Raw genomic sequence first — 15,220 nt, forward strand, 5'->3', positions numbered from 1 at the left:
ATTTTTAGTGACCAAAATATTATAAATATACTCAGTAAAATACTTAAATGTATGCTAAATGTCATTAGTAAGGAAATCGTTAATCTCTTGCCATATATGGCTTTGTAGGTTACTGTACATTAATATATAATAATGAAGTTTGGTGGTTCTAGCCTGTCACGCCGGGGGTCGCGGGTTCGAGTCCCGTCCGCTGCGCCATATTTAAAACGAATTTAAACTTTCGAGTTTAAACAAGTTTCGCCTCAAACATAACTTTGTTTGAGGTTTTTTTGTGTCTGAAAATTTCTTTAAAACCTTTACGAGTTTGACATGACTAATCGTACTTTTTGGGTTTGGTATAAGTTTGCATGAATAGAGTCCACCTTTTGACAAGTAGCATCAATCTATAGAAGCACAGCAAATATGAACAGCTGGAAACACCGCGCTGAATGTTGAGCCCTGACCCTCTGACGATTCAATTTGCAAAACCGTATCATATTGATAGAGAACATGCTTCACAATTGCCAGCCCCAATCCTGTACCGCCTGTCTCACGACTGCGCCCACTATCCACTCGATAAAAACGTTCGGTCAAACGTGCGACATGCTGCGGAGCAATACCAAGACCATCGTCTGTGACTGAAAACTGACACCCTGCTGACGTCTTGGTCCAGCTGATAACAATATTGCCCTCTTTCGGCGTATATTTTATGGCGTTAATGACCAGATTAGATAATGCACTATTTAAATACATCTCCGAACCATAGAGACCGTCATAAGTGTCTATCTGTAAATGAATGCTGTGTTCATATTCTTGATTATAAGCCTGCGCATCATCATAAACGTGAGTCAGCAGCTTGGTCATATCAATATAATGCAGCTCATGCGTCTCTTCGATCTCGATACGAGACAGCAGCAATAAATCATTCACCACTCTATTCATGCGAGCCGTCTGCTGAGTCATGAGCTCAAAGCCGCGTTGCCACTGCGGTGGCATATCTGGCTGATCTGAGAAGTTTTCCAGATAGCCCATCAGTACGGTCAAAGGCGTTCGTAGCTCATGAGAGACATTTGCCACAAAGTCACGGCGCATTTGCTCTAAATGTTGTAAGCGGGTCACGTCATAAATAATCAGTAGCTTTTCGTCACCAAAAGGTGTCAGCTCACACTTCAAATAACGGTTAGAATCTTGCCACGACACTAGGTGGACACCATCATTAGGTGTCACCTTGGACTCATAGTATTGTCTAAATTCAGGAACATCAATAAAATCAAAAATGCTTTTGCCATGATGTGACGACTGTAATAATAATAGGTCCTCTGCTGCCTGATTCCACCATTCCAGACCGTCATCGTCATTGAGCAAAATCACCGCATCTCGTAGGGCGCGTAAGGCACTTCTAATTTTCTTAAGTTGATCGGTAGTACTTTGCTGAGAAGATTGCTGTTGGCTGCTTTGCTGGTTATTTTCCCCAAGGGTTATCATATCCATCTATTATCCTTATCGCTATCTGCTACGTTTCACTTGATATAGTCAGTGAAAAAAATCGATACATCACTTACTGCAGGTATAGTAGCGGTTTTAAAGTATTTCAACTATATGCCAATTTTTAAATACCCTTAAAACTACTCTGCTAGATTAGACAAGCGATAACCAGTACCGCGAACGGTTTGGATCAATGTATGACAGTCATAAGGTTTTAATAACTTACGTAAACGCCTGATATGCACATCAATGGTGCGATCTTCAATATAAACGTTACCGCCCCAAACCTGATCGAGCAGTTGTGCACGCGTATAGGCACGTTCAGGATGGCTCATCAAAAACGCCAATAATCGATATTCTGTTGGACCGATATCAATGACCTTTTCATTAGCTATAACGCGCTGGCTTTTAGGGTCTAAGCTAAGCTTGCCTATTTCGATAGGTTTATCAGCACTCAACGCACTACTACGGCGTAACACCGCCTTGATTCTTGAAATTAATTCACGGGTTGAAAAAGGTTTTGTCATATAATCATCAGCGCCAGCATCAAGGCCGTGAACCTTACTATCCTCTTCACTTTTGGCCGTCAGCATAATAACCGGTATCTCAGCAAGCATCTCATCACTTTTTAGCATGCGGCAAAAATCAATGCCACTTTTATCTCCTGGTAACATCCAATCTAGCAAAATCAGCGCAGGACGGTGATCAACAACTTGCTGATGCGCCTCTTTGATGTCAGCCGCTTGTAAACCTGCAAAGCCTGCCATCTCTAGCGTCATCATAACCATTTCACGAATCGCAGGCTCATCTTCAACAATCAAAATCTGCTTATTCTGCATACCCCAGCCTTGTTGTTTTAAATACAAAGAAATAGGAAATAAAAAGGCACTAAGCACTTGCCAGCGTCTACTTATTAAACACGGTAATTATGACAGTTTGATGACATTAATCCTATTGCCTAAAGAGCTCTAACTAAACTCTCTAACTATAACTTCTCTTTTACCTTTAATAGGTAGTTTTTTAAATATGGTGGAGTCGTTTTAAAAACGATACCGCGCTATGGCTATAATTTTTTTATAAAAATACCTTATTTCATCAAACTGTCATATTTGCTCGGCACAATGTGCTCACTGACCACCAAGCATCATTGCAGCGAAATATTTTAGTAAAACCATATCCAGAAACATCGACATTGTTATTTATAAATACCCAATACTTAAATGTGATTACTTTTTAGGAGAAATAATGCGTTATTCATTCATAGCAGTCGCAATCGCTAGCACGTTGGCATTAGCCGCTTGTAATCAAACGACCAGTAACAACAAGAGCGATAAAACCAACGAATCTGCCACAGCAGCGCCTTCAACCACGTCTACTAGCAGCGACGCTAATGCTAGCTCAGCTGAAAACATATCCATGAATATTACTGGTGCTGGTGCTTCTTTTCCGCAGCCTATCTATGCTAAGTGGTCAGATGCCTACCATAAAGCCACCGGTGGTCAAGTGAATTATCAGTCTATTGGCTCATCTGGCGGTATCAAACAAATCGTTGCGAAAACCGTAGATTTTGGGGCGTCTGATGCACCAATGACACCAGAAGAGTTAAATGAGGCTGGTTTGATTCAATTCCCAACTGTGATTGGTGGCGTAGTGCCTATCGTTAACATCGACGGCATTAAGCCCGGTCAGTTAAAGCTCGACGGCAAAATGCTCGCTGAGATCTATCTTGGCAAAATCAGCAAATGGAATGATCCTGCCATCGCTGCTATGAACCCAGATTTAACGCTTCCTGATGCGGCCATTACCACGGTATTTCGCTCAGACGGTTCTGGTACGACGTTTAACTTCACTGACTATTTGGCAAAGGTATCAAACGATTGGCAAGATAGTGTGGGTGTCGATAAGACCGTTAAATGGCCAACCTCAGCAACTGGTGCAGGCGGTAAAGGCAATGAGGGTGTATCGAGCTACGTCACGCGTATGAAAAATTCAATCGGCTATGTTGAATATGCTTATGCGACACAAAACGGTATGTCTCACGTCGCCCTGAAAAACGCCGCTGGCAATGTGGTACAGCCTTCTGCCAAAACCTTTGCTGCCGCAGGCGACATCGATTGGTCACAGCAAGAAGGGTTTTACAAAGTCATCACCAACTCTGAAACCGCACAAGCATGGCCAATCGCCGCTGCTACTTTTATCTTAGTCCATAAGCAGCCGCAAGATGCCAAACAAGTCGCTGGCGTATTAAAGTTCTTTGACTGGGCTTATGCCCAAGGTGACGACGATGCAATGGCGCTTGATTATGTACCGTTTCCTGATACTGCCGTAGCCTTATTTAAAGCAAAATGGAACGAAGTGGTCGATAGCGAAGGTCAGCCTATTTATCGTCAAAACTAGATGAATAATTAAGACCGTTATTATTTCATTTATCCCCCAGTCCTAAAACAAGCGTATCAGATTATCGAGGCTTTTATGGTAGACCTAACCCGTCAATTGGCAAAACAAAAACGCTACGACGTCCTCTTTGTAAACACCACTAAAGCATTTGCAATTTTGGTTCTATTATCGCTTGGCGGTATTTTGCTCTCCTTAATCGTAGGCGCTTGGCCGAGTATCACTGAGTTCGGACTGGGCTTTTATACTAGCAATAACTGGGATACGGTCAATGATAAATACGGTGCACTCGCACCCATTTATGGGACGCTGGTCACCTCCCTTATCGCTATCTGTATTGCCGTTCCAGTCAGCTTCGGTATCGCTATCTTTTTAACTGAGCTATGCCCTACCTTTTTAAAGAAGCCGTTGGGAATTGCTATTGAGCTGTTGGCAGGAATCCCGTCTATCATTTATGGGATGTGGGGATTGTTTGTGTTTGCGCCTTATTTTAGCGAGCATATTCAGCCATGGCTCATTGAAAACATCGGTACGCTGCCGATTATCGGTAAGGTATTTACTGGCGCACCAATGGGCCTTGGCATGTTTACCGCCTCGTTGGTGCTGGCGATTATGATCATTCCGTTTATTGCCGCCACGATGCGTGATGTATTTTCTGTGGTCCCCGATCTATTAAAAGAATCCGCCTACGGCATGGGTGCGACGACGTGGGAAGTGATGTTCAAAATTATACTGCCTTATACCAAAGCTGGCGTAGTTGGCGGGGTGATTTTGGGTCTTGGACGGGCTTTGGGCGAGACGATGGCAGTGACTTTCTTGATTGGCAACGCCTTTAATATCAGCCCAAGTCTGTTTACCTCTGGTGTGACGATTACCTCGGCACTCGCTAATGAATTTGCCGAAGCATCCAGTGAATTGCACTTAGCGTCATTACTACATTTGGGCTTAATCTTGTTTGTGATTACCTTTATTGTTTTGTCTATATCTAAGCTAATGCTCATGCGTATTGACCAAAAAGCCGGTCATTAAGTAGCGTTAGCGCGCTGTTATGAAGTAATTATTTTGACCAACCACTTGATCCAACCCTTCGACCAAAAAAGGACAAACGCCTGATGACTTTAGCGACTGTCACGACTGATACGGCCCCAACTAGCCAGCCTGATTTACGCTTTGAGGACCGCTATAACAAGCATCTGTATCATAAGCGTCGCCTTATCAATAGATTGGGACTTGGTTTTGCCATATCAGCGATTGCCTTTGGTTTGTTTTGGCTGGTTTGGATTCTGATGACGCTGTTGATTGAAGGTTTTCAAGGTTTAATCGAGATGCCAGTATTTATGGCCGATACACCGCCGCCCATGAGTGATGGTGGATTACGTAACGCCATTATTGGTTCAGCGATGTTAGCACTATCAGGATTGGCAATTGGTACACCGATAGGAATGATGGCAGGTATTTATTTAGCGGAGTTTTCGCATGGCAGCTTACTTGGCAAAGTCACCCGATTTTTAAACGACATTTTACTGTCTGCGCCATCCATCGTTATTGGTCTGTTTGTATATGCGTTAATGGTTAAAGGTCAAAGTTTCTCAGGTTGGGCCGGTGCAGTCGCCCTAGCCTTGATTGTCATTCCGATTGTCGTCCGTACCACGGAGAACATGCTCAATCTTGTGCCTAATACATTACGTGAAGCGGCCTATGCCCTCGGCACGCCAAAATGGAAGTTGATAACTACCGTCACGCTCAAAGCCGCCAAAGCAGGGCTGACCACAGGTGTACTGCTAGCGTTTGCCCGTATTACTGGCGAAACCGCGCCCTTACTATTTACCGCATTAAACAATCAATACTTTAGTACCGACATGAGCGGGCCAATGGCGAACTTGCCAAATACCATTTATCAGTTTGCCATGAGCCCTTATGACAACTGGCATGCACTGGCTTGGGCGGCAGCTTTACTGATTACCGCTACCGTATTACTGGTCAATATTATCGCGCGCTTTGTCGGTGGTAAAGATTATGGCAGATAGATCATGTCATTGAACCGCACGATAACTCACATATTAACTTAACTGGATTTAAAATAATTGGATATGATTATGACGGATGTTTTAAAGAGAAAAGCGCTTAAGCCAACCCATAAAAACACCATTAAACACCGCTTATTTGATGAATCAATGGCTAATAATAAACAACAACAGCCAGACAGTGCTTTTTTGACCCAGCAAACGGTGGCAGATATCCCTCAGAATATGCCTGCTGCCAAAATAACCATTCGAGATTTAAATTTTTATTATGGTAATTTTAAAGCCCTAAAAAACATCAACATCGATATACCAGAAAAAAAGGTAACCGCTTTTATCGGTCCGTCGGGCTGCGGTAAGTCAACCCTATTGCGTACATTTAACCGTATGTATGATTTGTATCCGAGCATGCATGCTGAAGGTCAAATAACCCTTGATGGCAATAATATTTTGGCAAAGGAGATGGACGTTAATTTACTGCGCGCGCGGGTGGGTATGGTCTTTCAAAAACCCACACCGTTTCCGATGTCCATCTATGACAATGTGGCGTTTGGCGTGCGTCTATACGAAAAGCTGAGCAAAGCTGAGATGGATAATCGTGTCGAATGGGCGCTCAAAAAGGCGGCGTTATGGCCTGAAGTAAAAGACAAACTTCGTGCATCAGGACTGTCGTTATCCGGTGGTCAACAACAACGGCTGTGTATCGCTCGCGGGGTGGCAACAAAACCTGAAGTATTGTTATTAGATGAGCCAACCTCAGCGCTTGATCCGCTCTCTACAGGAGCAATTGAAGATCTGATTACCGACTTAAAGAATGACTATACGATTGCTATCGTAACCCACAACATGCAGCAAGCGGCGCGCGTCTCTGACTATACCGCTTATATGTATTTGGGTGACATGGTAGAGATGGGTGAAACCGATCAGATATTTACCAACCCCTCGCAAAAGGCGACTGAAGATTATATTACCGGTCGTTATGGTTGAGGCAGTGTTGAGTGATAGGCGTGCTTGATAACTACGACTCGATAATTACGACTTGATAATTACGAACAGTCATTGATAGCTATTGGTGGTCATTGATAGTTATTAATATTTTTTATCATTAACAGCAAGACCATTGAGGGAACGACGATGCTGATTACGCAAAAGCATTTATCAAAGAGTTTTGATAATGAGCTACATGAGGTTGTTGATTTGTTTATGCAAATGGGACGCATGGCAGCAGAGCAAGTCATGGTCGCAACCCGTGCTTTGATAGCAGCCGATGAGGTGACGGCCAAAAAAGTCATTGCTGATGATGATCTTATCAATCAGTTAGAAATTAAAATTGATGAACAAATTATTTTATTGGTTGCTAAGCGTCAGCCGACCGCCAACGATTTGCGCTTGGTCATGGCGCTCAGTAAAGGTATCGTCGACTTTGAGCGTGTCGGCGATGAGGCTGAAAAAATAGCCCGCATGGCATGCCAATTGCTTGAAGATGGCGTCTCACCAAAAGGCTGTTCGGAGGTTCAGCATTTATCCAATCAGGTGCGCTTAATGCTGCTTAACGCTATTGAGGCATTTTCTTATATGAATACGCAGCAAGCATTTTCGGTGTTGCAAAGCGATACAGCAGTCGATGAAGAATATCAGTCCGCCACGCGCTCACTGATGACTTATATTATGGAAGACAATCGCCATGTGTCAAAGGTGATTAATATATTATGGGTATTGCGCGCCCTCGAGCGTGTGGGCGATCATGCGCGCAATATTGCTGAGCTGGTTATTTTTTGTACCAGCGGCAAAGACGTCCGCCATGCAGATTTTATGCATATCAAACAAATTGTCCAACAAACCATCAATGCTGCCGAAAATCCTAAAAATTAGCTGTCGGTGCCATGATCAAATATTCAGCACGCCCTATCGACTAATATTGATTGCCCAATAAAAAGCCCTGCATTTAGCAGGACTTTTACTTTTACGATATTTTATTAATGAATACTTTAATCACTAGCTTGTTAGTTATTAGACCTCTTGCAAAAGTAGCAAAGGGAATTAAAATAAGAAGACACTCATAACTTTTTAGGAACCATGCCAAACATAGATAAGCTACTCAAACAAAGTGACGCAGGTTTTAAACGCTATACAGGCATTCATAAAGCCACCTTTTATGACATGCTTGAGGCCATGCAAGAGCATGAAGCATCTAAAACCAAATCAGGCAGACCAAGCTTGCTCAGTCTTAAGGAGCAGATACTACTAGCCCTGACTTATTGGCGTGAATACCGCACGCTTTATCATATCAGTATGGACTTTGGTATTCATGAGTCTTCTGCTAGCCGTATCATCCGTAAAGTAGAAGACACACTGATTGACTCTGGCAAGTTTGAATTGCCCAAAAAGCTCCCTAGTCGCGTCGATGATGACATCAATTGGAGCGTCGTCATTGTTGATGCGACCGAAACCCCAATTGAGCGTCCAAAAAAAACCAAAGCGACTACTATAGCGGTAAGAAAAAACAACACACCTTGAAAGCGCAGGTTATCGTTCATTGGCAAACAGGGTTGATACTTGATGTGCAAACCTGCAAAGGGTCAATCCACGATTTTAAGCTGTATAAAGATACTTGTCCTGATTGGCTTCCTGACAATGCTAAATTACTAGCAGATAGTGGTTATCAGGGTATAGCAAAGCTACATAAGCAAACCTTCACCCCTTTTAAAAAGCCACGTGGTGGTCAGTTACTGGAGATATGCAAACAGGCCAATCACTATCTGGCAAAGTTCCGTATTGTGGTTGAGCACAAAATAGGCTTAATCAAGTTGTTCAAAATCGTGGCTCATAAATATCGTAACCGTCGTCAGCGCTATGATCTTAGAATGAAGCTGTTTGCTGGTATCATTAATTTCGAGCTAAACCTATGACTTTTGCAAGAGGTCTATTCACAAGCTAATCATTTATAGGTTAGTCATTTACAGAACTGTCAGGCTTGTAGTTTGCATGTGATGGTTTGGCAAAAGCAAACTTAACCACCTGTAACGCCACACAAACAGCCCCAACGATAAAGATAACGTCAGCAAAGGTGCGAATCCAGCGTAGTGTTTGTAAGAAGTCTTGTTGTAAGAAGCCTTCACTACGAGCGTACCATAGGCCTTCAGTCATAGACGCATACGCTTGGTAAATACCAATCGGTAATAAGCTGGTCGCAAGCATCAATACCAAGCCTATATTTAGCGCCCAAAATCCGGTTTTAATGAGTTTTTCATTAAAGATATAATCTGGACGAATATAACGCATGACCAGTAAGATAAAACCAATCGCTAAGAATCCATAAACTCCGAATAATGCAGCATGAGAGTGAGCAGCCGTGGTATTCAACCCTTGCAGATAGAACAATGACACCGGCGGGTTAATCATAAATCCGAGTACACCTGCACCCAACATATTCCAGAAGGCAACGGCAACGAAACACATGATAGGCCATTTGAGTTTGTTCATCCACGGCGCTTGACGCTGCATAGACCAATGCTCATAACCTTCATAACCCAATACGACTAATGGTACAACTTCTAGCGCACTGAATGAGGCACCGATTGCCATCACTGGCGTGGTGGTACCAGAGTAATACAGGTGATGGAAAGTACCGGGTACACCGCCGAGCATAAATAGTGCCGCAGAAGCAATCGCGGAACCAGTAGCAATCTTTTTATTTACCAAACCTAAGTTATAGAAAATAAAGGCAAGCGATACAGTAGCAAATACTTCAAAGAAGCCCTCTACCCATAAGTGTACCACCCACCAGCGCCAGTATTCCATGATGGTTAAGTGCGTACGCTCACCATAGAACAAGCCTGCACCGTAGAATAAACCGACGCAAACCACAGAAGCAAAGAATATCGCTAATAGGTTTTTATCACCACCTTTTTGTTTAAATGCTGGTAAACAACCACGGGTCATTAATACCAACCAGAATAAAATACCGACCCATTTTAAAATCTGCCAGAAGCGACCAAGGTCAATAAATTCATAGCCTTGATGACCAAACCAGAAATTATATTTCGCTGGCATGATGCCAGCAATGGCAAAGTATTGGCTAACGAACGAACCAACGACCACGATAATGAGCGCGAACCACAGTATATCAACGCCTAATTTTTGATATTTAGGGTCTTTACCGCCATTGATAAATGGGGTCAAGAATAGCCCCGCCGTTAAGAATGCGGTGGCAATCCAAAATAATGCGGCCTGAATATGCCACGTACGTACTAGTGAATAAGGGAAGAAGTCAGCAACGGGAATACCATAAAACTCTTGTCCTTCAACGGTATAATGCGCCACAAAGCCACCAATAAACACCTGAAAGACGAACAGTGCGACGACTAAAACCCCATATTTTGCCAACGCTTTTTGTGAGGGTGTTAACGCTATTTTGGTTAATGGATCCGCATCGGGTGTTACTTGCTTCACCTCTTCTTCTTTACGTAAGAAAGACCAACCCCAGATTAGGAAACCTACCCCTGCAATTAAGAACACCACACTAGCGATAGACCACATGATGTTTTCTGATGTCGGGACGTTGTCAATTAATGGCTCGTGTGGCCAGTTATTGGTATACGTCGCATCAGTACCAGGACGGTTAGTAGACGCCATCCAAGTGGTCCAAAAGAAAAAGTTAGTTAGCTTTTGTCTGTCCTCAAGATTTGGCAAGGTGTTGTTTTTCATCGCAAAGTTTTCACGCGACTTTTGCAATGACGGCTCATTACCATACAAGCCGATATAGTAAGGTGCAATCTCATTCATCGCGGCGATCCGAGTATCAGATAACACCACTTGGTCTTTATCATTGACGCTACTACCACGATATTCTTTTTTCAACTGCGCATTTAGCACTGCTTTTTGATCGTCGGTTGCGGTAGCAAAATCACGACCATATAGCTCTTCTGCTCTGATATCCAACCAAGCCACAAGCTCTCTGTGCAGCCAGTCCGCTGTCCAGTCAGGGGCTTGATAAGCACCGTGACCCAGTACGGAACCCAGCTGTTGACCGCCAGTACGCTGCCACGCAGACTGACCGTCCAAAATATCTTCTTCTGTGATTAAAACCTTTCCAGTAGTGTCGATATACTGATCAGGTATAGGGGGCGCGGTACGATAGATTTCTACACCGCCCCAGCCTAGAAAGGTAAAGGTAATAATGAGGACGGCAAGTAAGCCGAACCAATACTTCTTATACTCGCCCATATCTTGCTCCTATTGGCTAGATATATTGAACACCTTAAAGATGTATTTAAAATGAATGTTTAAAAATGCAATTATGCTTCTAAAATTCAACCATAACGCTGCCCGTTGATATAGATCTATTCACTGTCTTAAAACTTTAAAAAAGCACCGTGTATTGCCGCTGGGATTAAACGTAATACTGTGCCAAATAAATAGACTTTATCGCTTATTATTGATTGAATAAACAAACTCACTTGATGCTATTTACGGATGAATATTTACATCTAGCATCAAACTGGAAACATAGTAACATTCATATTAAATGAATATTAAGAGTTATTTTTACTTTTTACATTTTTATCATAAACGCCACCGTTCATTATTGGCCAAGCCGCTATTTGAACTGGTGTTCAATACATCAATCCTAGCTTACATCTTAAGCAAGATTAAGAATCTTCTGTTTTATCGAATAGTTTTTCGATAGGTTTACTGTGGATTTTTGAGCTATTAAACATCGATTTATTGCCGGTATCACCTTCTGTCCAAAAGTTAATATTGAACTGCGCATCATCACTTAATTCGACACGGTGCCAATATTGAGGTGGACTGACAGCAAATTGTCCTGCTTCAATGACCACGGTTTTTTCGGGTTCAGTCGCGGCTTCATCCGCAAAACCATAAAAGGTAACCGTGCCTTGCATGACACAAATTTGGCCGTAAACCCCTTCCGCTGTATTGTGATGGGTCAACAAGGCTTTGGGCACTTTATCTTTGGTAAAGAAATGGGTGGAACGTTTTATTTTCCAGTGGCTTGGGATGACTGGGTTTTTAGTCGTTGAATTTGATGTGTTACTCATAGTAACTCCTTCACTCATTTGATGAGGTTTGTGGATGATGGTTTTATTGACGACCATTAATGATAATAATTATCATTTGTACAACTTAACACTTTTTAGAGTGTTTGGCTACTGCGTTGTGTTTTTGACGGTGATTGACAAATAAACCTATAAAGTAACGCTTTAATGCCTATTAAGTAGTACTAAAAGTAGAACTCATACTGCTTTCGCCTAATGGTTGCCTGCCTTATTGGTTGCTACATTGATTCCATCTAAACGATTACGTTTTACGGTGGAGAATACTTACCATGCATGCAAAAGAGCTACTTGAGGTTGAACGCCGTGATATAAGAGCCCTTCACTATACGTGGATTGCTTTTTTCCTGACTTTTTATGTCTGGTTCAATATGGCGCCCCTAGCAACGTCAATGCTAGAGGCTGAAAGCTACCTAACTTCTGAACATATCAAATTATTTCTCATTGCCAACGTCGCCTTGACTATCCCAGGGCGCGTGGTGGTTGGCATGGCGCTGGATCGCTTTGGTCCTCGGCGTGTTTTTTCTATACTCATGGTAATCATGGCGATACCGACGTGGTTCTTTGCTTTTGGTCATTCCGCCATGCAGTTGTTCGTGGCGCGTTTATTTATGTCTATCGTTGGTGCAGGTTTCGTCGTCGGCATTCATATGACCGCATTGTGGTTCAAACCCAAAGACATTGGTTTTGCCGAAGGCTTTTATGCAGGTTGGGGTAACTTTGGTTCAGCGGCGGCAGCGATTACCATTCCCACGGTTGCCTTACAGTTCTTTGGCGGCGACGATGGTTGGCGCTGGGCTATCGCCCTATCTGGCTTAATGATGGCGGCTTATGGAGTTGCCTATTGGTTTTTAATCACCGATGGCCCGACAGAAGATACCCACCAAAAAGCCCGAAAAGCAGGCGCGTTAGAGGTCTCTACTTGGAAAGACTTATGGTTATATTGCTTGTTTATTATTCCTTTATCCGGCGTGTTGGGGGTATTGGTTTATCGTACAAAAAACATGGGATTTCTGAGCGAAGCAGGGGCTTGGGGCTTTTATATTCTTATCGCTGTGGTGGTTATTTATCAAATCTATAAAGCCATTAGTGTCAACGCGCCTATACTCAAAGCTGGTATTCCCGAAGATGATAAATACCCCTTTAGCTCGGTTGCTGCGCTAAATGTTACCTATTTTGCCAACTTTGGCGCAGAGTTGGCAGTGGTTTCTATGTTGCCGATGTTCTTTGCTGCCACTTGGAAACTCGACCCTACGGTCGCAGGATTGGTCGCCTCGACTTTTGCTTTCGTTAACTTATGGGCGCGGCCACTTGGCGGTTATATATCCGATAAAGTTGGTAATCGTCGCTTGGTGATGTTGATATATATGTTTGGCATTGGTATTGGATTTGGGTTGATGGGGTTACTCAATGCAGAGTGGCCACTATTTATCGCTGTCGTCTTTACTATTCTATGCTCCGTGTTTGTACAAGGTGCAGAAGGCGCAACCTTTGGTATCATTCCGTCGATTAAACGCCGCTTAACGGGTCAAATATCTGGCATGGCGGGTGCTTATGGTAACGTTGGCGCGGTATTTTACTTGTTTATATTTACTTTGGTTGAACCAAATCAATTCTTCTTTATTATTGCTATAGGTGCGTTTCTTGCTTGGGTACTCTGTTTCTTCTGGTTAAAAGAGCCTGAAGGTGCCTTTGGTGATGAATACAAAATGTCATCGGTCGATCGGCAGATTGCTGCTGAAAATCAAAACTAAGCATTCAGACTATCTGCTTCTTAAATCAACAATAAAAAACCCATCTAGCATTGTGTTAGACGGGTTTTTAAGGAAGTTCAAGAAAACTTTAGGACACGCCCTAATTACTTTTACCTAAATTACCATTATTTTAAAAGATCGCTACTTCGATAAATGGTTCACCGTCCATACTGCCGCTTCTACCCGCGTCCGCAGACCAGTTTTATTTAAAATATGCTTCACGTGCACCTTGACGGTAGATTCTGCAATATCCAACTTATTGGCAATCATTTTATTACTCAACCCTTCAGCGATCATTTGAATCACTTGTAGCTCTCTGCTGGTTAAGTTGCTTGCAATGTCTTCAATACTTGGCGTGCGTAAAGTCTGTGCCAATATCGAGGCCAGATTTGGACTAATAACCAGCTCGCCGCGCAACACTTTTCTAATATCCACAATGATTAATTCTGGCTCCATATCTTTTAATAGGTAGCCATCGACGCCTAATTTTAACGCTTCTTGTACGTCTTCACCGCTATCAGAAACCGTAAACAATACCGTCTTGGTGCTGATATTTCTGGCTTTTATCTCCCTTAAAGTATCGATACCAGTGAGTACTGGCATTTTATGATCCAGTATCACCAAATCTACCTCATTGCTTTCTAAAAATACCAGTGCTTCTTGACCGTTGCTCGCTTCACCCACGACTTTCACATCATCTTCGAGACTCAACAATTCAGAGATACCTCGGCGTAACATCGGATGGTCGTCAACCAATAAAAGACGCGCAGGCGAAGTGCTGGTATAAACCTTAGTGCTCATAACATACTCACAAATAAAAAATAGTACAAGAATTTAAAATTAAAACATCTAAAAACTGACGAGCTAAAAACGCTAAAACGACAAGCTGACTCCTTAAAACCACCATTTGATGAGCTTATAAATAAGCGTCTTTATTACTGTCCTCATCAAAGAAGTTAGGCTCGAATCTCACCGTAACATTAGTGCCGTGTGGTTTATTATTAGAAACGATGAGTTCACCACCAATATTATGGGCACGCTCCTTCATAATCATTAACCCGTGATGCTGGGTTTGATCGACGCTATCTGACGGCAGCCCAACGCCATCATCAATAACACTCATCACGATATATTTATCATCGTTTTCATACTCAAGATGAATCTCCACGTTTTGTGCTTTTGCATGGCGATTAACATTCGATAAAGCTTCTCTGGCAATTTGAATTAAATCTATCTGCTCCGTGGCACTTAAATTAAGGGTCATAATATGATTGTGCACCGTTATGTCAAAGCCACCTTTTAAAGCAAACTCACTGGCCGCTTCATGCAGGGCTTCATCAAAGTTATCGTTATCAATGGTCAAGCGAAACGTGATTAGCAAATCTCTTAACTGCTGATAAGCCGAACCTAACCCCATTTTTATCTGCTCAATCTTTTGATAAATTGGCGATTCTTCGGGTTCGTTGGTGGATTTTTTGAGATGTCTTTCTAGGACGCTGATTTGAATTTT

The 15,220-nt window shown here is 42.7% G+C and carries 14 protein-coding genes; 8 read left to right on the forward strand and 6 right to left on the reverse strand.

Annotation, left to right across the window (positions count from 1 at the left end; genetic code table 11):
• Positions 1 to 378: 378 nt before the first annotated feature.
• On the reverse strand, positions 379 to 1,470 hold the full coding sequence (gene phoR, locus ACT3TU_RS11040) for a phosphate regulon sensor histidine kinase PhoR (RefSeq protein ID WP_225735318.1): 1,092 nt from the start codon (positions 1,468 to 1,470) through the stop codon (positions 379 to 381).
• Between the two features lie 134 nt (positions 1,471 to 1,604).
• Positions 1,605 to 2,303, reverse strand: coding sequence for a phosphate regulon transcriptional regulator PhoB (phoB, locus tag ACT3TU_RS11045; RefSeq protein ID WP_192524282.1), 699 nt, complete (start codon positions 2,301 to 2,303; stop codon positions 1,605 to 1,607).
• Between the two features lie 406 nt (positions 2,304 to 2,709).
• Between phoB and pstS the strand changes: the two genes are divergently transcribed.
• The 7 genes from pstS to ACT3TU_RS11080 all read left to right on the forward strand — a co-directional run bounded on the left by pstS (position 2,710) and on the right by ACT3TU_RS11080 (position 8,788).
• Positions 2,710 to 3,861, forward strand: coding sequence for a phosphate ABC transporter substrate-binding protein PstS (pstS, locus tag ACT3TU_RS11050; RefSeq protein WP_192524283.1), 1,152 nt, complete (start codon positions 2,710 to 2,712; stop codon positions 3,859 to 3,861).
• Positions 3,862 to 3,936: 75 nt separating this feature from the next.
• Positions 3,937 to 4,887, forward strand: coding sequence for a phosphate ABC transporter permease subunit PstC (gene pstC / locus ACT3TU_RS11055; RefSeq protein WP_192524284.1), 951 nt, complete (start codon positions 3,937 to 3,939; stop codon positions 4,885 to 4,887).
• An 83-nt stretch (positions 4,888 to 4,970) separates the two neighbouring features.
• Positions 4,971 to 5,885 (forward strand): phosphate ABC transporter permease PstA, encoded by a 915-nt coding sequence (gene pstA, locus ACT3TU_RS11060; RefSeq protein ID WP_192524285.1) that lies wholly within the window; start codon positions 4,971 to 4,973, stop codon positions 5,883 to 5,885.
• Positions 5,886 to 5,954: 69 nt separating this feature from the next.
• Entirely contained in the window at positions 5,955 to 6,866 is a 912-nt protein-coding gene (gene pstB, locus ACT3TU_RS11065) for a phosphate ABC transporter ATP-binding protein PstB (protein ID WP_192524286.1), read from the forward strand.
• A gap of 147 nt (positions 6,867 to 7,013) precedes the next feature.
• The gene (phoU, locus tag ACT3TU_RS11070; protein WP_192524287.1) at positions 7,014 to 7,751 is read left to right on the forward strand and encodes a phosphate signaling complex protein PhoU; all 738 of its coding nucleotides are present in this window, start codon (positions 7,014 to 7,016) and stop codon (positions 7,749 to 7,751) included.
• A gap of 204 nt (positions 7,752 to 7,955) precedes the next feature.
• Positions 7,956 to 8,396 carry a transposase family protein gene (locus tag ACT3TU_RS11075; protein WP_192524288.1) on the forward strand — a complete coding sequence of 147 codons (441 nt, stop codon included), beginning with the start codon at positions 7,956 to 7,958 and terminating at the stop codon, positions 8,394 to 8,396.
• Entirely contained in the window at positions 8,393 to 8,788 is a 396-nt protein-coding gene (locus ACT3TU_RS11080) for a transposase family protein (RefSeq protein ID WP_138018735.1), read from the forward strand. Before ACT3TU_RS11075 ends, ACT3TU_RS11080 begins: the two co-directional genes overlap by 4 nt.
• 40 nt (positions 8,789 to 8,828) lie before the next feature.
• On the opposite strand, the gene ACT3TU_RS11085 is transcribed toward ACT3TU_RS11080, so the two are convergent.
• On the reverse strand, positions 8,829 to 11,105 hold the full coding sequence (locus ACT3TU_RS11085) for a nitric-oxide reductase large subunit (protein WP_192524289.1): 2,277 nt from the start codon (positions 11,103 to 11,105) through the stop codon (positions 8,829 to 8,831).
• A gap of 425 nt (positions 11,106 to 11,530) precedes the next feature.
• Positions 11,531 to 11,941 carry a DUF1971 domain-containing protein gene (locus tag ACT3TU_RS11090; protein WP_192524290.1) on the reverse strand — a complete coding sequence of 137 codons (411 nt, stop codon included), beginning with the start codon at positions 11,939 to 11,941 and terminating at the stop codon, positions 11,531 to 11,533.
• A 287-nt stretch (positions 11,942 to 12,228) separates the two neighbouring features.
• On the opposite strand from ACT3TU_RS11090, the gene ACT3TU_RS11095 reads away from it, so the two are divergent.
• Entirely contained in the window at positions 12,229 to 13,710 is a 1,482-nt protein-coding gene (locus tag ACT3TU_RS11095; protein WP_192524291.1) for an MFS transporter, read from the forward strand.
• A gap of 141 nt (positions 13,711 to 13,851) precedes the next feature.
• Here the strand turns inward: ACT3TU_RS11095 and narL are convergent, their stop codons facing one another.
• Positions 13,852 to 14,511: a two-component system response regulator NarL gene (gene narL, locus ACT3TU_RS11100; protein WP_192524292.1), complete on the reverse strand. Its 660-nt coding sequence runs from the start codon at positions 14,509 to 14,511 to the stop codon at positions 13,852 to 13,854.
• Between the two features lie 115 nt (positions 14,512 to 14,626).
• Positions 14,627 to 15,220 (reverse strand): ATP-binding protein (locus tag ACT3TU_RS11105; RefSeq protein WP_444752774.1); only part of this gene is annotated, 594 nt, incomplete at its 5' end.

The organism is Psychrobacter sp. AOP3-A1-26, assembly GCF_052378235.1.
Lineage (GTDB): Bacteria > Pseudomonadota > Gammaproteobacteria > Pseudomonadales > Moraxellaceae > Psychrobacter.